The sequence below is a fragment of the Kribbella antiqua genome (assembly GCF_004345665.1).
GTDB lineage: Bacteria > Actinomycetota > Actinomycetes > Propionibacteriales > Kribbellaceae > Kribbella > Kribbella antiqua.
This window is the reverse complement of sequence record NZ_SLWR01000001.1, coordinates 862,685-888,139: the sequence shown is the minus strand read 5'-3', so window position 1 is coordinate 888,139 and position 25,455 is coordinate 862,685. Positions and strand designations below refer to the sequence as shown.

The 25,455-nt window shown below is 68.3% G+C and carries 25 protein-coding genes; 10 read left to right on the top strand and 15 right to left on the bottom strand.

The window, feature by feature from the left end; genetic code table 11:
• The first annotated feature begins 18 nt into the window (after positions 1 to 18).
• From EV646_RS04305 to EV646_RS04290, 4 genes are all read left to right on the top strand, one after another.
• Positions 19 to 636, top strand: a complete 618-nt coding sequence (locus tag EV646_RS04305; protein ID WP_241995265.1) for a hypothetical protein — start codon at positions 19 to 21, stop codon at positions 634 to 636.
• Positions 637 to 682: 46 nt separating this feature from the next.
• Positions 683 to 2,635, top strand: coding sequence for a DUF3352 domain-containing protein (locus EV646_RS04300; protein ID WP_132144040.1), 1,953 nt, complete (start codon positions 683 to 685; stop codon positions 2,633 to 2,635).
• 146 nt (positions 2,636 to 2,781) lie between these two features.
• The gene (locus EV646_RS04295) at positions 2,782 to 3,153 is read left to right on the top strand and encodes a VOC family protein (protein ID WP_132144038.1); all 372 of its coding nucleotides are present in this window, start codon (positions 2,782 to 2,784) and stop codon (positions 3,151 to 3,153) included.
• A gap of 24 nt (positions 3,154 to 3,177) precedes the next feature.
• Complete coding sequence (locus EV646_RS04290; protein WP_132144036.1) at positions 3,178 to 4,341, top strand: serine hydrolase domain-containing protein; 1,164 nt, start codon at positions 3,178 to 3,180, stop codon at positions 4,339 to 4,341.
• 4 nt (positions 4,342 to 4,345) lie between these two features.
• Here EV646_RS04290 and EV646_RS04285 read toward each other — a convergent pair whose 3' ends face one another.
• From EV646_RS04285 to EV646_RS04270, 4 genes are all read right to left on the bottom strand, one after another.
• Positions 4,346 to 4,924 (bottom strand): dihydrofolate reductase family protein, encoded by a 579-nt coding sequence (locus tag EV646_RS04285; protein ID WP_132144034.1) that lies wholly within the window; start codon positions 4,922 to 4,924, stop codon positions 4,346 to 4,348.
• A gap of 85 nt (positions 4,925 to 5,009) precedes the next feature.
• Positions 5,010 to 6,860 (bottom strand): DNA helicase RecQ, encoded by a 1,851-nt coding sequence (gene recQ / locus EV646_RS04280; protein ID WP_199236774.1) that lies wholly within the window; start codon positions 6,858 to 6,860, stop codon positions 5,010 to 5,012.
• A 70-nt stretch (positions 6,861 to 6,930) separates the two neighbouring features.
• Positions 6,931 to 7,359, bottom strand: a complete 429-nt coding sequence (locus EV646_RS04275; RefSeq protein WP_132144032.1) for a VOC family protein — start codon at positions 7,357 to 7,359, stop codon at positions 6,931 to 6,933.
• The gene (locus EV646_RS04270; protein ID WP_132144030.1) at positions 7,356 to 8,183 is read right to left on the bottom strand and encodes a helix-turn-helix domain-containing protein; all 828 of its coding nucleotides are present in this window, start codon (positions 8,181 to 8,183) and stop codon (positions 7,356 to 7,358) included. The genes EV646_RS04275 and EV646_RS04270 overlap by 4 nt, the downstream gene beginning before the upstream one ends.
• Positions 8,184 to 8,308: 125 nt before the next feature.
• Here EV646_RS04270 and ilvD point away from each other — a divergent pair, with 125 nt between their 5' ends.
• Positions 8,309 to 10,159: a dihydroxy-acid dehydratase gene (gene ilvD / locus EV646_RS04265; RefSeq protein WP_132144028.1), complete on the top strand. Its 1,851-nt coding sequence runs from the start codon at positions 8,309 to 8,311 to the stop codon at positions 10,157 to 10,159.
• Here the strand turns inward: ilvD and EV646_RS04260 are convergent.
• The 3 genes from EV646_RS04260 to EV646_RS04250 are packed head-to-tail and all read right to left on the bottom strand — an operon-like array spanning position 10,156 to position 11,421.
• Entirely contained in the window at positions 10,156 to 10,458 is a 303-nt protein-coding gene (locus EV646_RS04260; RefSeq protein WP_132144026.1) for a type II toxin-antitoxin system PemK/MazF family toxin, read from the bottom strand. The two genes, ilvD and EV646_RS04260, sit on opposite strands and share 4 nt — an antisense overlap.
• 16 nt (positions 10,459 to 10,474) lie before the next feature.
• Positions 10,475 to 10,711: a ribbon-helix-helix domain-containing protein gene (locus EV646_RS04255; protein WP_132144024.1), complete on the bottom strand. Its 237-nt coding sequence runs from the start codon at positions 10,709 to 10,711 to the stop codon at positions 10,475 to 10,477.
• 41 nt (positions 10,712 to 10,752) lie between these two features.
• Positions 10,753 to 11,421: an LON peptidase substrate-binding domain-containing protein gene (locus tag EV646_RS04250; protein WP_132144022.1), complete on the bottom strand. Its 669-nt coding sequence runs from the start codon at positions 11,419 to 11,421 to the stop codon at positions 10,753 to 10,755.
• Between the two features lie 101 nt (positions 11,422 to 11,522).
• Between EV646_RS04250 and hisD the strand changes: the two genes are divergently transcribed.
• From hisD to EV646_RS04225, 5 genes are all read left to right on the top strand, one after another.
• A complete protein-coding gene (hisD, locus tag EV646_RS04245) occupies positions 11,523 to 12,863 on the top strand; it encodes a histidinol dehydrogenase (protein ID WP_132144020.1) in 1,341 nt (446 codons plus the stop codon).
• On the top strand, positions 12,860 to 13,978 hold the full coding sequence (locus tag EV646_RS04240; protein ID WP_132144018.1) for a histidinol-phosphate transaminase: 1,119 nt from the start codon (positions 12,860 to 12,862) through the stop codon (positions 13,976 to 13,978). The genes hisD and EV646_RS04240 overlap by 4 nt, the downstream gene beginning before the upstream one ends.
• Positions 13,975 to 14,574, top strand: a complete 600-nt coding sequence (hisB, locus tag EV646_RS04235; protein WP_132144016.1) for an imidazoleglycerol-phosphate dehydratase HisB — start codon at positions 13,975 to 13,977, stop codon at positions 14,572 to 14,574. Before EV646_RS04240 ends, hisB begins: the two co-directional genes overlap by 4 nt.
• Positions 14,571 to 15,212: an imidazole glycerol phosphate synthase subunit HisH gene (gene hisH / locus EV646_RS04230; RefSeq protein WP_132144014.1), complete on the top strand. Its 642-nt coding sequence runs from the start codon at positions 14,571 to 14,573 to the stop codon at positions 15,210 to 15,212. The genes hisB and hisH overlap by 4 nt, the downstream gene beginning before the upstream one ends.
• An 88-nt stretch (positions 15,213 to 15,300) precedes the next feature.
• Positions 15,301 to 16,698 (top strand): alkaline phosphatase PhoX, encoded by a 1,398-nt coding sequence (locus tag EV646_RS04225; RefSeq protein WP_132144012.1) that lies wholly within the window; start codon positions 15,301 to 15,303, stop codon positions 16,696 to 16,698.
• A gap of 21 nt (positions 16,699 to 16,719) precedes the next feature.
• Here EV646_RS04225 and EV646_RS04220 read toward each other — a convergent pair whose 3' ends face one another.
• Genes EV646_RS04220 through EV646_RS04185 form a run of 8 tightly spaced genes read right to left on the bottom strand, consistent with a single transcriptional unit; the run spans position 16,720 to position 25,227 of the window.
• Positions 16,720 to 17,109, bottom strand: coding sequence for a YchJ family protein (locus EV646_RS04220; RefSeq protein ID WP_132144010.1), 390 nt, complete (start codon positions 17,107 to 17,109; stop codon positions 16,720 to 16,722).
• Positions 17,110 to 17,121: 12 nt separating this feature from the next.
• Entirely contained in the window at positions 17,122 to 18,360 is a 1,239-nt protein-coding gene (locus EV646_RS04215) for an ATP-grasp domain-containing protein (RefSeq protein WP_132144008.1), read from the bottom strand.
• Positions 18,361 to 18,369: 9 nt separating this feature from the next.
• Positions 18,370 to 19,620 carry an MFS transporter gene (locus tag EV646_RS04210; protein WP_132144006.1) on the bottom strand — a complete coding sequence of 417 codons (1,251 nt, stop codon included), beginning with the start codon at positions 19,618 to 19,620 and terminating at the stop codon, positions 18,370 to 18,372.
• Complete coding sequence (locus EV646_RS04205; protein ID WP_132144004.1) at positions 19,617 to 20,867, bottom strand: ATP-grasp domain-containing protein; 1,251 nt, start codon at positions 20,865 to 20,867, stop codon at positions 19,617 to 19,619. Before EV646_RS04205 ends, EV646_RS04210 begins: the two co-directional genes overlap by 4 nt.
• A complete protein-coding gene (locus EV646_RS04200) occupies positions 20,864 to 21,232 on the bottom strand; it encodes an avidin-fold protein (protein ID WP_132144002.1) in 369 nt (122 codons plus the stop codon). The genes EV646_RS04205 and EV646_RS04200 overlap by 4 nt, the downstream gene beginning before the upstream one ends.
• Positions 21,229 to 23,547, bottom strand: a complete 2,319-nt coding sequence (locus EV646_RS04195) for an FAD-dependent oxidoreductase (protein ID WP_132144000.1) — start codon at positions 23,545 to 23,547, stop codon at positions 21,229 to 21,231. The genes EV646_RS04200 and EV646_RS04195 overlap by 4 nt, the downstream gene beginning before the upstream one ends.
• Positions 23,544 to 24,896 (bottom strand): class I tRNA ligase family protein, encoded by a 1,353-nt coding sequence (locus tag EV646_RS04190; RefSeq protein ID WP_132143998.1) that lies wholly within the window; start codon positions 24,894 to 24,896, stop codon positions 23,544 to 23,546. The genes EV646_RS04195 and EV646_RS04190 overlap by 4 nt, the downstream gene beginning before the upstream one ends.
• Entirely contained in the window at positions 24,889 to 25,227 is a 339-nt protein-coding gene (locus EV646_RS04185) for a cupin domain-containing protein (RefSeq protein ID WP_132143996.1), read from the bottom strand. Before EV646_RS04185 ends, EV646_RS04190 begins: the two co-directional genes overlap by 8 nt.
• Positions 25,228 to 25,455 lie beyond the last annotated feature (228 nt).

Here is a 25,455-nt window from a genome sequence, read left to right as displayed (position 1 = left end):
GTGCGGCACACTGTCGAGGTGACGCAACACCAGTCTGCTCAGTCGCCGTACCTGCCCCCACCGGCCGGAGTGCCGTTCGGTGCGCCGCCACCGCCGGAGCCGGCCATGCCGTGGGCCAAGGCCATCGCGGTGACCGTGGGCGTGTTCCTGGTCGCCGGAGTGGTGGCCGGGTGGGCGTGGCAGCAGTTCTCCCCGCTCGCGCAATACACCGTCGACGAGAACGGCGGGGCGCTGGGGGAGGAGCAGATGACTCGCGTGTTCGGGCCGGACGGCACGTTCACCGCGATCGGGTTCCTCGCCGCGCTGGTGCTGGGCGGTGCGCTGTTCTGGTGGCTGCGGAACTACGGCCCGTGGTCGGTCGCGATTGTTGCCCTGGGCTCCTGCCTGGGCTCGGGCGTTGCCTGGGGTGTCGGCATGCTGCTCGGGCACGACCCGCTGCAGCCACGGCTGGAAGCCGCCAAGCCAGGTGACCTCGTCGCGGCCCCGCTGGAGCTTCACACTTGGTTACCGATCGCTGCCTGGCTGGTGGGTGCCGCGCTCGCGGCAGCAGTCATCGCCGCCACCACCTGGCGCGCCGAACCGGTTGCAACCACATCGCAACCTGGTGCGTCAGAGTCCTCGCCTCAGGTGCATTAGCCTGTCCAGGCTGGCGGGTGAGGCCGCCAGTCAAGCGAGGGAGCATATGTCCGACCACACCAACCCGCCCAACCCGCGCCAGCCCGGCGCCGGCGGCGGTCCGCAGCAGAACCCCTACGGCCCCGGGCCTCAGCAGAATCCGTACGGCGGTCCGCCACAAGGCCAGAGCCCGTACGGCGGTGCTCCGCAAGGACCAGGTCGGACAGGAGCACCCCAGAACTACCCGCAGCAGGGCCAGCCGCAGCGCCCCGCACCTCAGGGACCGCCGCAGCAGGGCCAGCCGGGACAGCAGCCGTACGGCCAGCCCGGTCAGCAGCAGTACGGCCGGCCGCAGGGACAGCCGCAGTATGGGCAGCCGCAGCAGCGGCCGGGGTCGTATGGGCAGCAGCCGGGACAGCCGTCCGGTCAGCCGGGACAGCCGTCGTACGGCCAGCCTGGTGGACAGCCGTCGTACGGGCAGCAGGGTCAGCCGTACGGGCAGCCTGGTGGGCAGGCGTCGTACGAGCAGATGAGCTTCGGTGGGCAGCCGCCGCAGGGGCCTGGGTTCGGCCAGCAGTGGCAGGAGCCCGGTAAGAAGAAGCGCGGCAAGCTGATCCCGATCATCGCCGCGCTGGTTGTGGCGCTGGTCGCCGCGGGCGGCGGAATCTTTGCCTACGGCAAGCTCAACGGGGGGAAGCAGCCGGCCGCGGTGCTGCCCGGTAACGCGGTCGCGTACGCGCGCGTCGACCTGAACCCGTCGGCCGGCCAGAAGGTGGCCGCGATCCGGTTCCTGATGAAGTTCCCTTCGGTGAAGGAGAACCTCAGCCTGACCGGCGAGAACGACGACCTGCGGCAGAAGCTGTTCGAGTCGATCAAGAAGTACGCCGGTGACGACCTCGCCGATGTGGACTACGACAAGGACATCAAGCCCTGGCTCGGCGAACGGGCCGGCGTCGCCGCGCTGCCGGCCGCGAACGGCGACGACGAGCCGAAGGCGATCATCGCCATCCAGGTCAAGAACGAGGACAAGGCCAGCGCGGGCATCGACAAGCTCTTCGCGAAGGAAGAGAAGAAGCCCGGTAAGGCGTTCAGCAACGGCTACGTGCTGCTCTCCGACACCCAGGCCACCGTCGACTCGGCCGTCGCCGCCGCCAAGGACAACTCGCTCGAGCAGAACGAGAAGTTCAGCGCGGACATGAAGAAGCTCGGCGAGCAGGGCTTCGTCTCGGTCTGGGCCGACATGAAGGGCGTCGCCGCGATCTCGGGCAAGGTCGGCTCCGACGAGCTGGCCGGAATCTCGGACGCGAGTATGGCGGCCGCGCTGCGGTTCGACTCGTCGTACGTCGAACTGAAGGGCATCGCCCACGGCGACCAGAGCGTCAAGGTGAACTCCGCCGACGCCGGCGACATCATCGGCAAGCTGCCCGAGACCACTGCCGCCGCGCTTGCGGTCTCCGGTGGCGAGAGCCTGGTCGACACGATGTGGAAGCAGCTGGAGAAGTCTTCCAACGGCAACGTGAAGCAGCTGACCGAGGAGATCGAGCAGGAGACCGGTCTGTCGCTGCCCGACGACCTGAAGACCCTGCTCGGCAAGAACCTGGCCGTTGCCATCGACAAGGACGCCGACAACGGGCCGCAGATCGCCGCGCGGCTGGAGACCGACCCGGCCAAGGCCGAGCCGGTGGTGGAGAAGCTGGTCACGCTGCTGCGTGAGAAGGCCGGCAATATCCCGGTTCGGCAGGCGAAGGACGACGACACGCTCGTCGTCGCGACCACCGAGGAGTACGCGGAGAAGGTGCTGAAGGGCGGCAGCCTCGCCGACTCCGACACCTTCAAGCAGACCCTGCCCGACATCAAGGGCGCGGTCACGATCGGCTACTTCGACTTCGCCGCGGCCGAGTCGCTGAGCAAGGAAATCAGCGACAACAAGGACGCTGCAGCGCTGCGCTCGGCCGGCTTCGTCGCCCGCTCCACCGGCGACGGCGAAGCAGACTTCACGCTGCGAGTAGTCGCCAAGTAACCAGCAGATTTCGACGGGACCCGGACGGCAGCACAGCCGTCCGGGTTCTGCATGTCAGGAAATTCTTCGATGGGGATGTCGAAATCGGCGCGGCTGTCTCTACCTCCTGAGTGAAAGCACCTTTCACCTCCGAAGGAGATACAGAGATGAACCACATCACGGGTGTTCTGACCATCGGCGTGCCGGTGACTGACCAAGACCGTGCGGTCCAGTTCTACACCGAGACGCTCGGCTTCGAGCTGTTGATGGACGCGCCGCTCCCGCAGTTCGGCGGTCGCTGGATCGTCGTCGCGCCTCCCGGCGCCGACGTCAGCCTCGCGCTGGTGCCGGCCTCGGAGGACAATCCGGCCGGCGTCGACACCGGCATCCGGCTCGCCACGCCCGACGCCGAGGCAGCACACAAGCACTTCCTCGCAGCCGGGGTCGACACCGACGAACTCCTGCGCTGGCCGGACGTCCCGCCGATGTTCAGCCTCCGCGACCAGGACGGCAACCGGCTGTACCTCACGCAGGCGTGATCCGGTGCGTGGCACCATCAGGGGATGAAGAGGCCTGGGGTGATCGCGGTCCTGGTGTTTGTGCTGGCCGGTTGCGGGGGCGACGGCGGCGACAAGGCGGCGGTCCCGGCGACCAGTGCGCCGGGGCTGCCGTTCGCGGAGGCCGCGACCACGCCGCTGGATCCAGCTAAGGCGCAGGCCCTGCAGGACGTGCTGGCCAAGATCGTCAGCCGGTACGCCGCCAACCCGGACGACGAGGCGGCCTCGCGCGGAGTGAGCGCGGCGGTCGTCACCGACAAGTGGACCTGGTCCGGTGCCGCGGGCAAGGATGCGCTCGGTACGGCGCTCACCCCGACGACGAGCCTGGGCGTCGCCAGCATCACCAAGACCTTCGTCGCCGCTGAGGTGATGCTGCTGGCCAAGGACCAGAAGATCGACCTGGACGCGCCGATCGCGTCGTACCTGAAGAACAAGCTGACCGCGAACAACGCGACCGTGCGCCAGCACCTGGCGATGCTGTCCGGCGTACCGAACTATCTGCCCGACGACTACGGCCGGATGGACAAGGTGATCAAAGCGGCGCCGGGCAAGCACTGGACGCCCGAGCAGGCCCTGTCCTACGACACCGCCAGCGTCGGCCAGCCAGGCACCTACAACTACAGCAACCCCAGTTACGTGCTGCTCGGCATGGTGATCGAGAAAGCGACCGGGCAACCGCTGGCCACGGTCCTTCGGCGTGACCTGGCAACGCCGGCCGGGCTGGAGCGGGCGGCCTTCCAGGACGGCGAGAAGCCGGAGCCTCCCGTCGCCGGTGACAAGAATCCGGTCTGCGGACCCAAAGACGACGGCTACCTGCCATGCCGGGCCATCGCCAGCCTGTCCGCCGCCAACGCCGGCCTCGCGGCCGATGCACCGACGGTCGCCCGATGGGGCTACGAGCTGTACGGCGGCCGCGTCATCCCCGCGGACCTGGTCGGCCAAATGACCAAGGGCGACGGCGAATACGGCCTGGGCACGATGCAGTTCACCCAACGCTTCGGCATCGGCCCAGCCGTCGGCCACCGCGGCGAAATGCCCGACTACATGAGCCTCCTGGTGGTCATCCCGGAGAAGCGCCTCTCCATCGCCCTACTCTTTGCCAACGGCAACAAGCAGATCGACACCGCGATGACCGACCTCGCCAACGCCCTACAACCACTGGTCAGCTGAGCGATCAGCGGCGGACGCGGTAGCGCAGGTGCGTGGCGAGCGGGGTGTCGATGACCCGCACGATGTCCAGCTCGATCTGCGCCGGCAAGACGTCGAACAACTGTCGTCCGCGCCCGAACAGGACCGGAACCTGGTCGATCTGCAGCTCGTCCAGCACACCCGCCTCGAGGGCCCTCTGGGCCGTGTACGCCCCATGGACCAGCACGTCGCGATCACCGGCCGCCGCCTTCGCCTGCGCCATTGCGCTCCCGATATCGGTCACGAATGTCACCGACGGGTACTTCGCCGCCGCAGCCGGCGCCGGGTCGTGACTGAACACGAAGAGAGGTACGCCGTGGTGGTCGCCCCCGTAGTAGTCGACCTGCTCCGCGGTCCGCCGTCCGACCAGCACCGCGCCAGTCGCGTTGAGCTCGTCCCAGATGTCGCCGGCCGGTCCTTCCGGACGGCCGAACTCCCCGTCCGGGCGCTCGTACCACTTGTGCAGCCGCATGAAGCCGTCGCCGCCCGGGTTACCCGGTACGTCGTTCGGACCCGCGATGTAGCCGTCGAGGGACATCGACATCAACAACACCGATGAAGACATGGGCCTGCTCCTTCAGTCCGGCAGCGCGGCAGTTCCGCGCCTTGTGCCTTCCCGTCGAAGGGGCGTGGCTGGATTCGACATCGCCCTACTGCTCGTCTTCGTCCAGCGCCGCCAGTACGCCTTCGCCGTACTTGGCTAGCTTGTTTTCGCCGACGCCGCTGATGGTGCCTAGCTCGGCGAGGGTGCTGGGGAGTTCGGTGGCGATCTGCCGCAGGGTCGCGTCGTGGAAGATGACGTACGCCGGAACGCCTTGCTCCTTGGCGATTCCGGCCCGCCAGGCCCGTAGCCGCTCGAAGACCGGTGCGGCCTCGGGGGGCAAGTCGGCGGCGGCCTTCTTGGCCGAACCGCCAGAGGATCTGGAAGTACGTACGCGCTCGGGTTCGCGGCGCATCATCACGTCGCGCCGGCGGCCGAGCACCTCCGCGGACTCCTCGGTGAGGACGAGCGTGCCGTAGTCGCCCTCGACCGCGAGGAGGCGTTGCGCGAGGAGCTGGCGGATGACGCCGCGCCACTCGGTGTCCTTGAGCTCGGCGCCGATCCCGAAGACGGTCAGCTGCTCGTGCCGGAACTGCTTGACCTTCTCGGTCTCCTTCCCCAGCAGGATGTCGATCAGCTGACCGGCGCCGAACTTCTGGTTGCGCTCGTGCTGCAGCCGATAGACCGTCGACAGCAGCTTCTGCGCCGCGATCGTGCCGTCCCACGACTCCGGCGGCGTCAGGCACGTGTCGCAGTTCGCGCACGAGTCGCCGTGCTGACCGAAGTACGCAAGCAACTGCGACCGGCGGCACTGCACCGTCTCACAGAGGGCGAGCATCGCGTCGAGATGCGCGCTGAGCCGGCGCCGATGCGCGAGATCCCCCTCGGACGTGTCGATCATCTTCCGCTGCTGTACGACGTCCTGGAGTCCATACGCGAGCCACGCGGTCGACGGCAGTCCGTCGCGGCCCGCGCGGCCGGTCTCCTGGTAGTAGCCCTCGACCGACTTGGGCAGATCGAGGTGCGCGACGAATCGAACGTCCGGCTTGTCGATGCCCATCCCGAACGCGATCGTCGCGACCACGACCAGGCCGTCCTCCCGCAGGAACCTGGCCTGGTTGGCCGCCCGGGTCCGGCTGTCCAGACCGGCGTGGTACGGCAACGCCTCGATCCCGTTCTGGGTCAGGAAGGCCGCGGTCTTCTCGACGCTGTTGCGGGACAGGCAGTAGACGATCCCGGCGTCGCCCGCATGCTCGGTACGCAACAGGTCGAGCAACTGCCGCTGCGGGTTGTCCTTCGGCACGATCCGGTACTGGATGTTGGGCCGGTCGAAGCTGGCCACGAAGTGTTTCGCGTCGGTCAGGTTCAGCCGGGTCGCGATCTCGCGGTGGGTCGCCTCGGTCGCGGTCGCGGTGAGCGCGATCCGCGGTACGTCGGGCCAGCGCTCGTGCAACTCCGAGAGCATCAGGTAGTCGGGCCGGAAGTCGTGGCCCCACTGGGACACACAGTGCGCCTCGTCGATCGCGAACAGCGCGATCTTGCCCTGGTCCAGCAACCGCACAGTCGCCTCGACCCGGAGCCGCTCCGGCGCGAGATACAGCAGATCCAGCTCGCCGGCCAGGAACGCGCGCTCGACGTCACGCCGCTGCTCGTAGTCCTGCGTGGAGTTGAGGAATCCCGCCCGTACGCCGAGCGCCTGCAACGCGTCCACCTGGTCCTGCATCAGCGCGATCAGCGGCGAGATCACCACGCCCACGCCGGATCGCACCAGCGACGGGATCTGGTAGCACAGCGACTTCCCGCCGCCGGTCGGCATCAGCACGAGCGCGTCCCCGCCGCCGACGACGGTGTCGATGATCTCGGCCTGCTCACCGCGAAAGGCGTCGTACCCGAACACCCGGCGCAGCACCTCGAGCGCCTCACTCGTGGACTCGTGCAGGGTGGCGGATGTCTCGGTCACCCGGCGATTCTACGGAGTGCGAGACGCCGAGGCCCGGACTTCGCAGGCGGGTTGTGGATAAACCCCTTGCCTACTTGGTGATTTCGCCTCGATACGTGCCGACGCTCCAAAAATTTCCTTCCGGATCCTTCACGGTGAATCCGCGGGAACCGTAGTCCTCGTCCCGCAGGCCCCGTACGACGGCCGCGCCGGCTGCGATCGCCCGGGCGAGCAGCGGGTCCGGGTCGTCGTGGACGAGATAGACCGACTGGACCCGGTCGGCGAGCGCGGTGAACTCGTCGGGTTCGGACTTCGCGTCCACCGAGCCCATCATGATCCCGCCGCCGAACGGCCAGGCCAACTCGGCATGCGCGATCGAGCCCTCCGCGGCGCCGGCATACGAGGCGACCAGCGTGAAGCCGAGGCCCTCGGTCAGGAACTTCAGAGCAGCTTGCCCGTCGCGGTAGATCAGCCCCGGCCAGACGCCGACGACGATGTCCTTCTCGGTTGTCGTGTTCATACCTCCGACTCTGCGGCAGCGTCGTACGTCAGGTCTTGAACGTTTGGGAGCTCTTCGGCGAGCCACTGCCGGGGCGAGCACCCGGCGATCGCGTTCCACTCGCGGGTGAGATGCGCCTGATCGGCGTACCCGAGCTCGGCCGACAGGTCCGCCAGCCTGGTCTTGGGTTCCGCCTTCAGCCGCCAGACCGCTTGCTCGAACCGCATCACCCGCGCCGCCACCTTTGGCGCCAGCCCGTACTCCGCGGTGAACCGCTCGGTCAGATGCCGCCGGCTCCATCCGACTTCAGCCGCAAGATCCTGTACGCCGATCCCGCCGGACGTCTCGCGGAGTCGCCGCCAGGCCCAGCTGAGCTCGGCACGCGTCTCCGGGGCGGGTGCATCGGCCCAGTGCTCGAGCAGCAGCTGCTCGACGATGTCGAAGCGTTGCTCCCAGGTCGGTGACTCGCGCAGCTGATCGGTCAGCAGGCGAGCCGGTCGGCCGAGGACATCGTCCAGGTTGACGACCATCGAGGCGAGCTCACCTGGTGGCAGGCCGAGGAGCGCGCGGGCGCCGGCCGGAGTGAGCGCGAGTTGGACGCCAGAGCGGTTGGGCGATTCGCCGATATGGACGGCGGTCGAGTGCAGGCCGCCGACGACGGTGTCGAACTTGTTCACCGGTGAGCCGGGCCAGGCGATGCCGATCGGTTCGTCGAGCGCGATGACGAGGGTCAGGTGTTGCGAGGGCAGACCGCGATGGAGGGCAGGCGGCTCACCGGCGTACGCGTAACCGATGAGGTCGGCGACGTACGGCCGCAAGGCTCGATGCACCTGCCGGGTGTGCATGAAGCCAGGCTAGATCCGCCCTCGGACAGTTTCACTTCCTCCGGAATGCGGGACCCGCGTACCGCCATCTGGACGGGCGTGGCACCATCGTCTGAGTTGTCCTGACACAGCGAGGAGATGTCGTCGTGCCTGCTCTGAGGTCCCGTACCGTCACCCACGGCCGCAACATGGCGGGCGCCCGCGCGCTCATGCAGGCCTCCGGGGTAGCCCGGGAGGACTTCGGCAAGCCGATCATCGCGGTGGCGAACAGCTTCACCGAGTTCGTCCCCGGCCACACCCACCTCGCCCCGGTCGGCCGGATCGTCTCCGACGCGATCAAGCAGGCCGGCGGGATCGCCCGCGAGTTCAACACGATCGCCGTCGACGACGGGATCGCGATGGGCCACGGCGGAATGCTCTACAGCCTGCCGTCGCGCGACCTGATCGCGGACTCGGTCGAGTACATGGTCGAGGCGCACTGTGCGGACGCGCTGGTGTGCATCTCCAACTGCGACAAGATCACCCCGGGCATGCTGATGGCCGCGCTCCGGCTGAACATCCCGACCGTGTTCGTCTCCGGCGGCCCGATGGAGGCCGGCCGGGCGACGCTGGTCGACGGCACCGTGCGCAAGCTGGACCTGATCGACGCGATGTCCGAGGCGGTCAACGAGAACGTCTCCGACGCGGACATCCTGCGGATCGAGGAGAACGCCTGCCCGACCTGTGGCTCGTGTTCGGGCATGTTCACCGCGAACTCGATGAACTGCCTGACCGAGGCGATCGGGCTGTCGCTGCCGGGCAACGGCTCGGTGCTGGCCACCCACACCGCCCGGTGGGCGCTGTACGAGAAGGCCGGCGAGACCGTCGTACAGATCACGAAGCGGTACTACGACCAGGACGACGCCACCGTGTTACCGCGGGCCATCGCTTCCAAGGAGGCTTTCGGGAACGCGATGGCGCTGGACATCGCGATGGGCGGGTCGACGAACACGATCCTGCACCTGCTGGCGGCGGCCCAGGAGGCGGAGGTCGGCTTCGACCTCGACGACATCAACGCGGTGTCGCGGCAGGTGCCGTGCCTGGCGAAGGTCGCGCCGAACGTGGCGCCGGGCGGGACCTACTACATGGAGGACGTGCACCGGGCCGGCGGCATCCCCGCGATCCTCGGTGAGCTGCACCGGGCCGGGTTGCTGAACGAGAACATCCACACCGTGCACAGCGACTCGATCGACGAGTGGCTGAAGACGTGGGACCTGCGTGGTGGCTCGCCGTCGCCGGAGGCCGTTGAGCTGTGGCATGCGGCGCCGGGCTGCAAGCGGTCGGCGACGGCGTTCTCACAGTCGGAGCGGTGGGAAACGCTGGACACCGACGCGGCCGGCGGCTGCATCCGGGATCTGGAGCACGCGTACTCCAAGGACGGCGGGCTCGCGGTGCTGAAGGGCAACCTGGCCGTCGACGGCTGCGTGGTGAAGACGGCCGGGGTGGACGAGTCGATCTGGACCTTCCAGGGTCCTGCGGTCGTGTGTGAGTCGCAGGAGGAAGCGGTCGAGAAGATCCTGGCCAAGCAGATCCAGCCGGGCGATGTGGTCGTGATCCGGTACGAAGGCCCCAAGGGCGGTCCGGGCATGCAGGAGATGCTCTACCCGACGTCGTTCCTGAAGGGCCGCGGCCTGGGCAAGGTCTGCGCGCTGGTCACCGACGGCCGCTTCTCCGGCGGTACGTCGGGTCTGTCGATCGGCCACGCGTCACCGGAAGCGGCCTCGGGCGGCACGATCGCCTTGGTGCAGGACGGGGATCAGATCCGCATCGACATCCCGGGTCGCTCCATTGAGCTGCTGGTGTCCGAGGAGGAGCTGGCGACCCGCCGCGCCGCGCTGAACGGCGTCTACGCGCCTCGGTCTCGCGACCGCAAGGTGTCCCAGGCACTGCGTGCGTACGCCGCGATGGCCACCAGCGCCGACAAGGGCGCCGTACGGGACGTCTCGAAGCTGGGCTAGATCTCCAGGTCGAAAGCGAGACTGATGGCCTCGGCCAGGGCGGGTTCCTGGTCGGGGTGGAGGTAGCCGATCAGGCGGCCGAGCTGGATCTTCGGGATGGTCTGGATGTTGTCGCAGGAGATCGCGCTGGGGTGATCGAGGCCGTTGGCCGGGCCGACCAGGACCTCGGTGGACAGGCCGCGGATGGTGCTGGTGATCGGCGCGACCGTCACATTGGTGAGGCGCGGGCGGATCAGCTCACGAGTGAGTACGACGACCGGGCGGGGCTTGTCCAGACGTGCGATGTGCAGCGGGCGCATGACGTCGTACGGCGCCTCAGTCGAGGTCGCTGAGCACGGTCCCGGCGGCCGCAGGGGCGAGCCCCTCCAGGTCGGGGTAATCGCCGTGCTCGGTCAGGATGGCGAGATCGCGGGCAGCCAGCTCCCGGCGCCGCTCACGCTCCATCGCCCGAGCCACCACGGAGGCCCGGCTCGACGCCTTGTCAGCAGCCACGAGCTGGTCCATGAAGTCGACCAGCTCATCCGGCAGCCGCACAGTGATCTGCTTACTCATACCAAAAGCATACCGACCTGGGATTCAAATCGGTAGCGTCGTCAGTTCGGGGACATGGCTGACCAGTTGACGTCGGTGTGGGGGAGGGAGGGGAGGGCGGCGATTGCGGCGAGTTCGGTGTCGAGGAGGCCGACGAGCTGGGCCAGGCGGGTGGTGGTGTCGGTGGCCTCGAGGAGTTTTTGCCGGTCGGGGGTGATCAGCGTCATCGCGGCCGACATCAGGTACGAGAGTGTGCTGGGGTCGTCGGGGAGATCGCCGATGTGCAGTCCCGGCCGGCTGATCTCCGTCACCGCGGCGGCGTAGCGACGGAACTTGTCGACGGCGATGGTCGCCGTACCCAAGGGATCGTCGCCGAGGCTCTCGACCAGCCACTCGACGTCGGCGACCAGGTAGTCACCGCTGCCGTCCAGCTCCGCCACCTTGAACCGCCGGTTGCCGGTGAGCGTGATCTCGACCGGTCCGTCGTCGTCCGCGTCCAGCGTGATCTCGGAGATCGTCGCGGCGCAGCCGGTGCCGTACAGCGACCGGAACACCCGCTCACCCAGCTCGTATCCGTCCCGGACGGCGAGGGCGCCGCAGACGAGCTCACCGCCGTTCTCGACCAGATCGCGGATCACCGCCCGGCCCTGGACATCGGTTACCGGAATGGGGAGCACCAGCCCGGGGAAGATCACCGTGTCGACAGTGAGCAGCGGCAGGCGGGAGTCCATGCTGCCGAGCCTAGTGCCTCCGCTACCTCATTACGCCTGGTAACTGCCAGCAGGTGGATATGGGGGCGAGGCCCACGGGTCGTCACCACTAGACTGAGCCCATGATTCGCCGCGTCGACCTGCGGGGCCGAGTGGCGGCCGGAGAGGTGTCCGACCTCCAAGCCGAAGTGAACGCCCTCGTCCCCCGAGCCGTGTTCGACGTCGAGAAGGCTCTCGACGTCGTCCGACCGATCTGCCTGGACGTCCGCCATCGTGGACTCGAGGCGATCAGGGAGTACGGCGAGAAGTTCGACCATGTGCGCGTCGAGGACCTCCGGGTCCCGGCCGAGGCGCTGAAGACCGCGCTCGAGGAGCTCGAGCCCGAGCTCCGCAGTGCGTTCGAGGAGTCGATCCGCCGGGTCCGCGAGGTCAGCCAGGACGAGCTGACCGCTGACGTCGCCTCCGAGCCCGCGCCCGGCGGCCGGGTCACGCAACGCTTCGTCCCGGTCCAGCGCGTCGGCCTGTATGTCCCAGGCGGCCGTGCCCCGTTGGCGTCCAGCGTGCTGATGAACGTCGTACCGGCGCAGGTGGCGGGTGTCCCGTCGCTGGCTCTCGCGTCGCCGCCGCAGAAGGAGTTCGGCGGTCTGCCGCACCCGACGGTGCTGGCGGTGTGTGCGCTGCTCGGGATCGAGGAGGTGTACGCGATGGGCGGCGCGCAGGCGATCGCCGGGTTCGCGTACGGCTTCGGTGCTGGTGTCACAGGCTGCCGCAAGGTCAACCTGATCACCGGGCCGGGCAACATCTACGTGGTCGCGGCCAAGCGGTTCCTGCTGGGTGAGGTCGGCATCGACTCCGAGGCCGGGCCGACCGAGATCGCCATCCTCGCCGACGACACCGCGGACGCCGCGCACGTCGCCGCCGACCTGATCAGCCAGGCCGAGCACGACCCGATGGCGGCCGGCGTCCTGGTCACACCCAGCGAGACTCTCGCCGCAGCAGTTGAGGCCGAGCTGCCGCGTCAGGTCGCGAAGACCAAGCACGCCGACCGGATCACGGAAGCACTGAGTGGTCAGCAGTCGGCCGTCGTACTCGTGGACGATCTCGACCAGGGGACCGCGGTGGTGGACGCGTACGCCGCCGAGCACCTGGAGATCCAGACCGCGGACGCGGAGGAGCGGGCCGGGCTGATCAACAACGCCGGCGCGATCTTCGTCGGCGGCTGGTCGCCGGTGTCGCTCGGCGACTACTGCGCCGGATCCAACCACGTCCTCCCGACCGCGGGCTGCGCCTGTCACTCGTCAGGGCTGTCCGTCCGGAGCTTCCTGAAGGCGATGCACGTCGTGAACTACTCCCGCGACGCTCTCCAGCAGGTCGCCGGACACGTGGTCACGCTGGCGCACGCCGAGGACCTGCCCGCCCACGGCGCCGCCGTGTCCGTGCGCTTCCCGGAGGGTGACGCATGAGTCGCTTCGACGGGCTGCCGATCCGCGAGGAGCTCAAGAGCTTCGAGCCGTACGGCGCCCCGCAGCTCGACGTACCTGTCCTGCTCAACGTCAACGAGAACCCGTATCCGCCGAGCGAGGAGACCGTCGCGGACATCGCCGCGGCGGTCACCGTGGCGGCCCGGGGGATGAACCGCTACCCGGACCGCGAGTTCCTCGACCTCCGCGCGGACCTGGCCGCCTACCTGGGCCGTGAGTCCGGCGCGCAGCTCGTCGCCGAGCAGGTCTGGGCGGCGAACGGCTCCAACGAGGTCATGCTGCACATCCTGCAGGCCTTCGGCGGACCAGGCCGTACGGCGTTGTCCTTCGCCCCGACGTATTCGATGTACCCGGAGTACGCCCGCGACACGAACACGGCCTGGGTCACCGGTCGCCGGGCCGAGGACTTCACCCTCGACGAGAGCAAGGCGCTCGCTGCGATCTCCCGGCATCGGCCGTCGGTCGTCCTGCTCGCCTCGCCGAACAACCCGACCGGCACCGCGCTGCCGATCCAGGTGGTCGAGGCGCTCGCCGCCCGGACCGCGGCGATCGGGGCCGTCCTGGTCGTCGACGAGGCGTACGCCGAATTCCGCCGTACCGGGACTCCGAGTGCGGTCACGTTGTTGCCGTCGTACCCGAATCTGGCGGTGGCGCGGACGATGTCGAAGGCGTTCGCGATGGCGGGCGGCCGGGTCGGATACCTTGCCGCGAGCAAGGAGTTGGTGGACGCGCTGCGGATCGTGCGGCTGCCGTACCACCTGTCCGCGATCACGCAGGCGACCGCGCGGGCTGCGCTGAGGCACTCCGACGAGTTGCTCAGCCGGGTCGAGCAGCTTCGGGTCGAGCGGGACGAGACGGTCGATTGGCTGCGCTCGCAGGGTTTGCGCGCGGTCGACTCGGACGCGAACTTCGTCCTGTTCGGCACCTTCGCCGACCGGCACGCGGTTTGGCAGTCGCTCCTGGACGACGGCGTCCTCATCCGCGAGACCGGGCCGGACGGCTGGCTGCGGGTCTCCATCGGCACCAGCGCCGAGATGGCCGCATTCCGCGCTTCACTGGAGCGCGTCCTCAAGACAGACGTGGGAAGGCTGACATGACGCGCACGGCACGGATCGACCGGGAGACCAGCGAGTCGAAGGTCCTGGTCGAGCTGAACATCGACGGCGAGGGCCGCGCCGACATCTCCACCGGCGTTGGCTTCTACGACCACATGCTCAACGCGCTGGCCAAGCACGCACTGCTGGATCTGCACGTGAACACGGTCGGCGACCTCGAGATCGACGCCCACCACACCGTCGAGGACACCGCGATCGGCATCGGCCAGGCGCTGAAGGAAGCTCTCGGCGACAAGCGCGGCATCCGGCGGTTCGGCGACGCGACGGTCCCGCTGGACGAGGCGCTCGTACACTGCACGGTCGACCTGTCCGGCCGGCCGTACTGCGTCCACACCGGCGAGCCGGACGGCCAGGTCCACGCGATCATCGGCGGCGACTACGCCGGTTCGCTGACCCAGCACGTGTTCGAAACGCTCGCGTTCAACGCCGCGATCTGCATCCACATCCGGGTGCTGTCCGGTCGCGACCCGCACCACATCGTCGAGGCCCAGTTCAAGGCCTTCGCCCGCGCGCTCCGGGCCGCCGCGGAGCTCGACCCGCGGCAGCCAGGCATCCCGTCCACGAAGGGCGCCTTGTGAGCAAGAAGGTCGTCCTGCTCGACTACGGATCCGGCAACATCCGGTCCGGCGAGCGGGCGCTGCAGCGTGTCGGCGCCGACGTCACGGTGACGTCGGACTTCGACGAGGCGCTGAACGCCGACGGACTGCTGGTCCCCGGCGTCGGTGCCTTTGAGGCGTGCATGACGGGCCTTCGGAAAGTGCGCGGCGACGTACTGGTCGATCGTCGGTTGACCGGCAGCCGGCCGGTGTTGGGCATCTGCGTGGGCATGCAGATCCTGTTCGCGCGCGGCATCGAACACGGTGTCGAGACCGAGGGTTGTGACCAGTGGCCCGGTACCGTCGAGCGCCTCGAGCCGCACAACGGCGAGCCGGTCCCGCACATGGGCTGGAACACGGTCGAAGTCCCGTCCGGCACCACGCTGTTCGACGGCCTCGAGAAGGAGCGGTTCTACTTCGTCCACTCGTACGGCGTCCGCGACTGGCAGCTCACCGACGCCCGGGAGTCGGTCGCTCCGCAGGTGACCTGGACGACGTACGGCGGCGATCGCTTCGTCGCGGCGGTCGAGAACGGACCCCTCTCGGCGACCCAGTTCCACCCGGAGAAGTCCGGCGACGCCGGCGCCGCCCTGCTCTCGAACTGGGTGCGCTCGTTGTGACTTCCTGACACGCATTCTCTTGCCGTTAGGGAGTTGTTTACCGTACGTTCACTGGCGACCACTGCTTGTTCTCGAACAGGAGCCGCCCGTGACTGTCGAATCCAACCTGTCCAGACGTCAGTTCGTCGCCCGAGCCGCCGCGGCCGGTGTTGCGGTCAGTGTCGCGGGGTCCGTCGAAGCGCTCTACACCGCACAACCCGCGCTCGGCACCTCCGGTCCGAAGCTCGGGTACGGGCCGCTGATCGAGGACCCGAACGGCATGCTCGACCTGCCGCACGGGTTCAGCTACAAAATCCTGTCCCGCGAGGGCACGGTCCGGCCGGACGGACTGCCGACGCCGAGCCGGTTCGACGGCATGGGCACCTTCCCGGACCGCGACGGCGGCGCCCGGCTGGTCCGCAACCACGAGTGCAGCCCGACCGCCAAGATCAAGGTCGTCGCGCCGCCCGAGCGCACGTACGACCCGGGCGCCGCGGGTGGGACCAGCACGCTCGTGGTGGACCGGCACAACGGCACCACCAAGGAGTTCGTCAGCCTCGGTGGCTCGGCGATCAACTGCTCCGGCGGTATCACCCCGTGGCGGACCTGGCTGACCTGTGAGGAGACAGAACTCAAGGCCGGCGACAGCGGCTACACCAAGGACCACGGCTTCATCTTCGAGGTCGACCCGTACGACGACCGCCGCAACGTCGACCCGACCCCGCTGAAGGCGATGGGCCGGTTCCAGCACGAGGCGGTCGCGATCGATCCGGCGACCGGGATCGTGTACGAGACCGAGGACGCGTTCGTCGCGCCGCTCGGCGGCTTCTACCGGTTCCTCCCGAACCGTCCGCGCGGTGGCTGGGGAACGCTTCGGGCGGGTGGAGAGCTGCAGGCCATGCACATCCCGGATCTGCCGGACCTGTCCGTCGTACAGGAGGCCGGGACAGAGTTCCACGGCGTGCAGTGGGTCAAGGTGCCGGACCCGCTGGCGACCTCGGTGTCGGTACGGGCGCAGGACTACAGCAAGCCGATCACCGGCGGCTACAAGCTCGAGGGCTGCTGGTGGGGTACTCGGGACCGCTGCGTGTACTTCGTCTCGTCGTTCGCCCGGACCGAGCTCGGCCCGAAGGTGGACCACGACGGGCAGGTCTGGCGGTACGACCCGCGCAAGCACACCCTGCGCCTCGAGGTGATCTTCACTCGGCCGAAGCCCGGCTCGGACGACCCGGAGTTCGATGCGCCCGACAACATCACGATGTCGCCGTACGGCGGGCTGATGATGTGCGAGGACGGTCTCGGCGAGCAGCACATCCTCGGGACGACGGAGGACGGCGAGGTGTTCAAGTTCGCCCGCAACCGGGTGAACATCGGCACCCCGGAGGGCCCCGAGTTCGGCGAACTGGCCGGCGCCGGCTTCTCCGCCGACGGCCGGACGATGTTCTTCAACGTCTACAACCCCGGCATCACCTACGCCATCACCGGCCCCTGGCGCCGAAGGCGCTAAACCGACGCAGCGCCGAAGGCGCTAAACCGACGCAGCGCCGCCGTCGATGACAGCTTCGACGTACACCCAGGCGCCGTTCTCCCGGGTGAACAGGCTGTTCTCGTGGAGAGAGCCGCCCTGGTAGTAAGCCTGGAACTCAACGGTGCCCTCGGTGTGGAAAGGGCTGCCGCCGGTGGTGTGCAGGACTTCGAGACCCGTCCAGCGGATGTTGTTGTCCAACTGAAGTTCGGCCGGGCGGGTCGCGGAGTGCCAGGTGCGGAGCAGGTACGCCGCGTCGCCCACGACAAAGGCCGAGTAGCGCGACCGCATGAGTTGTTCGGCGGTGGCTGCTGCGGCGAGCCCTTGGTGCAGCTTGCCGCAGCAGTCGCCGTACGGTGCTCCGAGCCCACATGGGCATGGTGGCTTGGCCATCCGCCAATTGTGTCAGGGGGCGTCGATGACGATGCCGGCCTCCATGTCCAGCACTCGCTTGTAGTCCTCGTCCAGCACCTGGGCGTCGCTGTGGATCAGGATGACCCAGGCGAGGCAGGTGAACAGGTCGACCGTCTCGGGTACGACGGCGTCCTCGTCGTACAGGATCTTCATCCAGTGGAACGACTTCAGTGACTCGATGTCGGCGAAGACCTCGCGGTTGCGGAAGTAGCCCTCGCGCGGCGCGATGACGAAGATGCCGCGCAGGTGCTGGACCAGGTCGAACCCGTCCCGGACCTCGCCGCGAACGCGGTGCGCCACGGTCCGTTTGATGTGGTTGTCACCGGTCGCCAGCTCGCTGACCATCTGGTGACCGCCGCCGGCGGGCCGGGCCGCGACCTCGATCAGCCGCGGGCCGTCGGCCGTCATCATCACTTCGACGTGTCCGCAGCCGACCCGGATGCCGACGGCGTCGAGCACCTGCCGGGTGTACGGCCACAACGCCTGCACCTCGGGGTCGTCCTCGGCCAGGAAGTCGATCCGCCGGTAGATGCCGATCTTGTCGCCCCGGCCGACCTTCGTGTATCGGCAGACGTCGACCAGCGCGTGCTTCCCGTCGACGCTGTACGTGTCGACCAGGTACTCCGTCCCTTCGGCGTACTCCTGGATCAGTACGGCGTCGTTGGTCAGGCCCATCTTGTTGGTCCGCCCGAGCACCCGGTCGAACCGCTCCCGCCAGTCGCCGTCCTCGAAGACGACGTACACCTCGTCACCGGCGGCGCTCTTCGGCGGCTTGATCACCAGCCGCTTGCCGAGCAGGTCGTTCTCCTTCAGCCACTTCTCCGCCTCGGCCGGATCCGCGGTCAGGAACTGCCGCAACCGCGGCACACCCGCGGCCGTGAGTGCCTGCGCCATCTCCCATTTGTCCCGCCGCGCGGACGCGAGCCCGGGCACGTTGCCGGTTCCGGGCACCAGGATCTCGATCAGCTGGTCGCACAGCTCGACCCCGCTCTCGGCGCCTGGAACCAGGTACTCCGGCTCGTACTGCCGCAGTTCGTCGGCGAGCGCCCGTACGTCGCCAGTGAAGTAGTGCACGTGCTCGAAGTCGTCTGGATGCCAGCTGGTCGTGTACGCCGGTGGTGGTTCGGCCGCACTCAGTACGGCGACCGGCAGCCGCCCGGCCTCGCGAAACGCGGCCGGGTATTCCTGTCCCGTGGACAACGGATCCACGATGATCGTGTAGTTGCTCATAGCATCCTCCTAGGAGCTCTCGCTCGGCACTGCGGCCGGTGCCAGCTCGGTGGTTTCCGCTGTCGGCCGCATGCCGACGGACGCGAGTACGACGCCGATCGCACCGGCCAGACCGCACCAGAGCCAGACCCGCGTGCCGGACGAGTTCCACACCCACACCCCGAGGAAGGGGCCGAGCGCGGAACCGAGCCCGAACATGGCATGCGAGGACCCGACGTACCGGCCGAGCAACGGCTTCGGTGCGGCCATCCCCGGATAGGCGAACATGGTCGGCCCGCCGATGATCTCGGCCAAGGTCCACAGCAGCGTGCCGATCACGAAGATCGCCAGCCCGCCCGGCAGCGCGTAGAACGCCAGCCCGCCGCCGAGCAGGACGAACCCGGTCATCGCGACGAAGCGGGCCGGCCAGTTCTGGACCACCTTCGTCACCAGCAACTCGCAGGTGATGACGATGAACCCGTTCAGCGCTACCACCGCACTGAACCACCACGTCGACAGCCCTTCCGACTTCATGTGCAGCGGCAGCACGGCCAGGTACTGCATGTAGATCGCCGCGTTGATGAGCATGCACAGCAGGAACAACACGTACTTGTAGTCCCTCAGTACGGCGACATACCCGCCACCCGCTGCGGGCTCATCCGCAGCCGTGTCCTGGACCGTTTGGGGAGCTCGCTTGGGGAGGGCAACGATCGCCACAGCCGCGTAAGCCAGTGCGGCGACCGCCTCGCCGATGAACAGCAGGTTCCACGACACCGCAACCAGGGCCGCGCCGATCAGGGGTGCCGCTGTGGTTCCCAGGTTCATCGCTAGTCGGTAGACCGCGAAGATCATCACCTGGCGGTTCTTCGGCGTCAGCTCGGTCAGCAGCGCGGCCGACGCCGGCCGGTAGAACTGCCCGACTGCGCCGGCCAGCGCGACCACGACCACGACGGCCGGGTAGCTCGGGACGTACGCGATCGCCAGCACGAAGCCGGCCATCCCGAACATGCTGATCATCACCGCGGCCCGCGGCCCGAGCTTGTCCGACAGCGATCCGCCGATGATCAGCCCGATCACCGAGCCGCCGCCGTACACGCCGAGCGCCGTACCGGCCTCAACCGGCGTGAAGCCCTTGGAGGTGGTGAGGAACAGCACCAGGAAGACCTGCAGGAACCAGCCGAGCTTGTTCACGAAGACCCCGACCAGCAGCGCCTTCACCGGTACGGGAGCCTCCCGGATGGTGGCCCAGATGCCGGTGCTCTCGTCGGTGGCGGACGTCATCCTGCCGCCTCCTCAGGTGCCTTCGCCTTGACCTCGCCCGACCAGCGCAGCGCCTTCTCCGCGGCGTCGAGACCGGCCCGGCAGTCGGCGATCGACCCGGCGACCGCGGTCGCGTAGGCGATCCGGCCCCACAGGGTGCCGTCCGGAGGCGGGCTGGTCGTCTGGCCTGCCTCCATCAGCGGCACCAGTTGGTCGATGGAATCGGGCAGACCTTCCGCGTCGAAGCTGACCTCATCCAGCACCGTGTCGTTTTCGTCCACGTAGAAGAAGCGAACGCCGCCAACCAGGGTTCGGTCGGGCACCAACGAAGGGGCACGTCCGCACGCAACAGCGGCCGCTGCGAGCCCAGGGTCGACGCCGGTCGCCTTCAGCCCGAGGTACGGGATCAGATCGCCGCCGATCCGGGCATTGATCTCGATCACCTTCGGGCCGTCGGCCGTGATCATGATCTCGGTGTGGGTGACGCCGTCGGTGAACGCGATCGCCTTGTGCGCGTCGACAAGCACCTGCAGCAGCTGCTCGTCGGAGAGCAACGGGTCGTGTGCGTCGACGAAGTGACCGACCTCTTCGGCGTACGGCGGGTAGCCGATCTCCTTGCGGGCCAGGCAGAACGGCGTCACCTGCCCCTGGAAGACGGCGGCGTCGATGCTGATCTCGTAGCCGTCGGCAAACTCCTCGACCAGCACCTTCACGTCGTAGTGCGGCGCTTCGGGGACGGTCGTGTCGTGCGCGAAGTCCCAGTTCGCCCGCAGCTCCTCGGGCGAGTTCACCTTCACCACGCCGAGGCTCGCGGCCAGCGCACGTGGCTTGAGGATGCGCGGGTAGCCGACGTCCACGGCAAGGGCTTCGTCGACGGTGTTCGCGAGCACCGATTTCGGCTGCGGTACGCCGTGCTCGGCGAGCGCCGTACGGGTGAGGTGTTTGTCGCGGCAGCGATTCACCATCGCGACGTCGCCGCCCGGCAGGCCGAGCGCTTCGGCGACGTGAGCGGTCTGCAGGATCCGGGCCTCGTCCCAGCACAGCACGCCGTCGATCGACTGCCGGTCGTGCAGCTCGTGTGCGGCGGCGACCAGGGCGTCGGCGTCGAGGGTGCTCTCCAGGACGGTCCAGTCCTCGATGTACTCCTTCTCCCAGGTCGGTTCGCTGTGCAGGAACATGTGGATCCGGTACTGCGGCGCGATCGATCGCAGGATGTACTCGCGGAACAGCCGCATGCCGGTGGCGACCACCAGCAGATGGGGTTTCATCGGGCCTCCCTCACGGGTGCGGGGATCTGCCGGATGTGGCTCACCCCGGTGGTGCCGTCGCTGCGGCGGAAGTGGTCGGTGATCCGGATGTTGCCCTGAGCATCGAACTCGGGGACGCTGTGGCACTCGCCGATGATCAGGTCACCGGCCGCGTCGATCAGGCAGTACGCCGCGTCGAACGAACCGTCGGGCTGCACCCGCCCGACCAGCCGGCCGCTGCGCAACGTGCCGCCGGCGTAGAACTCGGCCCAGACCAGATCGTCCTCGCGGTGATACTGCCCGTACGGCGCCGGCCCCTCAGCCTCAAGCTGGAACCACACCCCATCGACGTCGGGTACGAGCGGCTCCGGAGCCGGCGCGCTCACCACTGCACCGCGCACAGCTCATCGGAGATCGAGTAGATCTCCCGGTCGAACATCGAGTTGAGCACGATCGCGGCCCGGACCGGCAGTTGCGTCAGACCGGCGTTGGTCAGGCCGTGGCTGTACCGGCTCGCGTTGAACGAGTAGATCTTGTGCCCGTTCATGCCCTTCCAGCGCACCGAGTAGTCCGGCTCGACCAGCAGCCCACCGTCGTCGTCGAACTCGATCCGCTCCCGCAGGTCGTCGTCGAACGGTGCCTCCACGTGCTCCCGGCCGGCCGCCACGACGACCTGGCGTACGTCGTGCTCCTCCGGCGCGGCGGGCGTCGTACACCGGAGCCGGATGGTGCCGTCGGCAAGGAGCTCGGACGAGGTGACGTCGCGACCCGGCAGCAAGGTGATCGGGAAGCGGCCTAGGTTCAGGAAACCGTCGTAGTTGGCCTGGTACAGGGCACGCAGGCCGCCCGGGGTGATCGCGTCGCCGCTGTAGCGGTGGTCGTCGATCATCTCCCGGCGGGTGCCGCGGCTGAGGCCCTGCAGGTATTCGATGTGCGACGGCCGATAGAACTCGTTGGCCATCGGCGAGTCGTCGATGCTGCGGAACCACTGGTTCCGGCCGATCCAGCGGATGTCGGTGAAACCGGAGCCAAGCAGCCGGAGCACGGTTTCGAGACCGGTCTGGCCGCCGCCGACGACCGCGACCGGCGCGCTGGTGTCCAGCGTCGGCAGCCGGTCCGCGAGAGCGTCGGCGATGAAGGCCCGCGCGGCCGGCAGCTCCCGGATGTACGACGGCTGGACCGGACGGGTGCCGAGTCCGAGGACGAGGTGTTCCGAGACCGCGGCCGGCTCGCCGTCGATGCTGATCTCGAAACCGTCGTCCGTGATCGAGATCGCGTCCACCCGGGTGCCGAAGTTCACCACGCCGAGCCGGTCAGTGGCCCAGGCCAGGTAGCGCTCGTACTCGATCCGGGGGAGTGAGTCGAACTGGGAGTTCATCAGCGCATAGAGGCGTCCGGAGGTGACCAGGTAGTTCAGGAAGGTCAGCTCGTGTCGGGGATCGACCAGCGACACCAGGTCCTTCATCCAGCCGGTCTGCATCCGCACACCCGGGTAGAGCAGCGGAGTGTGCCAGCCGCTGCCCGGGCGGGCGTCGAAGAGCGCGAGCCGCTCAGTGGTGACGTTCTGGTAGAGGGCCGCCAGCGACAGGTTGGAGGGCCCGGCCCCGATGCCGATGGTGTGATATCGGGGCACTTGCTTGCCTGGTTGGGTGATCGTCATGCGCCTGTTCTCCGTCCGCGAAGTGGTTTCACCTGTGGCGAGCAGGTCGCTCGCCGCGGCCCGGCTGGCGGCCAGCGCGGTTTTCACGCTGCCGCCGGACCCACCGGTGAAGGTGAAGAGCCGATGTGAGCTGCCGAGTACGGACCAGAGCGTCAGTACCGGCGGATCGGCGTAACAGTCGGCGTTGTTGACCATCAGGTCGGGCGCCGACAGCTTGAGGTGTGGCAGCCGCTCACCGGCGATCCGGACGGCCCTCGCGGCCAGGTCCGGGATCGGCGTGCTGCTGCCCGGTGGTACGGACCAGTTGTGCGTGTCCACGCCGAGGAGCAACCTGCCGTCGGCCGTCGGGCGCCCGTACAGGTCGCTGGTCTCATCGACGAACATGGTCGGCAGAGCGCCGTCCACCTTGTAGATGGCGACCTGGATCGCCTTGGTCCGGTAGGGCTCGGCCGGGAGGGCGTTGCCGGAAAGGAAGCCGGGTGTCCACGCCCCCGCGGCCACGACGACTGCGTCGTACCGGTGACTGGCGCCGGGGAGGTGGCAGCTCACCGAGCCGTCGGGGTGCGGGACAAGCCGCAATACGGGTCCGTCGAGCACACTGGGCAGTTGCCGGATCACTGCCTTGCGGAGCTGATCCGGGTTGATGAAGCCGGCCCGCTGCTCGTAGACGCCGACTGTGCCGTCGGGCAGGCCGTGCCAGCCCTGCCGGCGCAGTTCGGCGCCGTCGAGGATCTGAGCGCCTTCGACCTCGGCGACAGCTGCCTCGATACCGGCGTACGACGGCAACAGGTAGGTACAGCCGGTTTCGGTGTAGCCGGCCTCGTCGCGGAAGCTCTCGAACAGCTCGCTCAGGCTGTCGATCGCGAGCCGCCGCTGGACCGGGTGCGTCTCGAACCCCCGCACTCCACCGCCCGACGCGGCGGTCGCGTCGGTCGCGTCGGTGCCGGGCAGGCCCTTCACCAGGTCTACCTCGACGTGTTCGCTGAGTCGCCAGGCCAGCAGCGCCCCGGCGATACCGGCACCGATGACGCAGATTCTCATCGGTCTGTCCCGGTCAGCGCGGCGCGGAGCGAGCCGGTGTCCTGGACGCCGCCGGCCAGCAGGGTGAGCAGGCTGCGAACCGCCAGCGGCGGGTCGAATCCCTCCGGCCGGAGCGCGCTCTCACCGCGGGCACGCTCGATCGCCGCCAAGGCCGGATCAAGTGCTTCGGAAACGCGCTGAACACCGGCCAGCAATGGTTCGATCCGGTCCGCGAAGGCCCGGAAAGAATTCAAGGTGAAATCACTGCGGTAGCGGTCGGGCCGATCCCAGGCCAGAAACAAGCGAACGATTGACGGATCTTCGGCGCGCAGTAATTCCGTCGCACCGATGCCGTGTTTCCGGCTGGTCGAGAACTTCGCTCCGTCGAAGGTGTAGAACTCGTTCACCACCAGCCCGGACAGCGGCAGCCGGGCGACACCGGCGGCGGCCCAGACGGCGCGCCAGTACAGGGCATACCAGAATGCGTTGTCGAGACCGAGAAAGTGCCACAAGTGGTCTACCCGAGCGAGCGCGGCCAGGTAGCCGGCGACGTCGCCGGCCCCGGGGTCGACCGCCCGCGCGATGCCGTACAGATCGGCGAGCGCGACCTCCGTGTACGGGCCGATCCGCAGGCCGGTCAACGGGCCGTCGCCCTCGATCCCCCAGTTGGTCGGATAGGCGAGCGCGATCTCCGGCAAACCGGCTGTGAGGTTGCGGTCGATCAGCTCCCGCACGGCGAGTGGGAGGTCCGCCCGCAACCACATCGAGACGAGCGCCTCACGGTGGTCCTCCATCCGCAGTACGGGCACTGTCGCCGCGAACGGACGAGGCTCGCCACCGCAACGACCGCAGACCGGATCGATCATGTTCTCGACGTGCGTGAAACCGCCGCACTGCTCGCAGGCACCACCGGCCGCGGGCGCTTTGCACTCGCCGCAGAAGCCGCTGAGATACGACTCGTGCAGAGTCCGGCCGCAGTCGGTGCAGGCGTGCAGAGTGACCTCGCGCAACGGCGTCGCGCCGGAGGTGACCAGGTGATTCATCAGCTGCCGGATGATCGGCGCGTGCTCGTCCTCGAGCGGATCGGTGAACCGGTCATAGCCGATGCGGGCCAGCTCATACGTGTCCTTGATGTCCGCGCGGAAATCCGCCGTCATCACGCCGGCCTCGACGCCTTCGTTCTCGGCCCGGGTCAGCACGTAGTTCTGGTGTACGTCGAGACCGGTGGTGACGACGACGCGTTCGCCGCGGGCGCGCGCGGCCCTCGCCGCGATGTCGGCCGCGAGGTAGGGGCCGGACAGATGACCGACGTGCAGCGGTCCATTGACGGTCGGCTGCGGAAACGTGAAGACCGTGATCGGCTCACCCATCGCTGGGCATCCAGTAAGCGCTGAAGACCGTCAGTTCCAGATCGGTCGAACGGTTCTGTACGACGTGTGCCTCGGTGCTGCTGAGCAGAAACGCGTTGCCCTGGTGGACTTCGTACTCGTTGCCGCCGACCACGACGTGCGCCGTGCCCGCCACGACGACGGACAGTTCCAGCTCAGGATGCTGGTCCACCGGGCTTTCCGAGCCCGGCGGAACGCTGTACCACATCGCCTGGAACGGCAGGTCGCGCTCCAGCCCGTATTGCTCCCAGCGGACCACCCGCAGGTCTTTCACGTACTGGTCGGTGCCGGTGCTCAGATCGAATGTACGCATGCTTCGCCACCCTCCGAAGCCGCGCCCGTGTGATGACACGGCACGGCTGAAGAAGTTGAAATGACAGCGGAATTGAACGCACGGAACAGACGCTTAGATCAGCTCTGAATCGAGCCCGTCACGACGCCACCAACGTCGGACCTGAAAACCCGGCGACCCCCCAGTCTCCGTGACCGAAAAATATAGGGAAGGTAACGCAGCGAGTAAAGGGGAATACGCGACGATTTA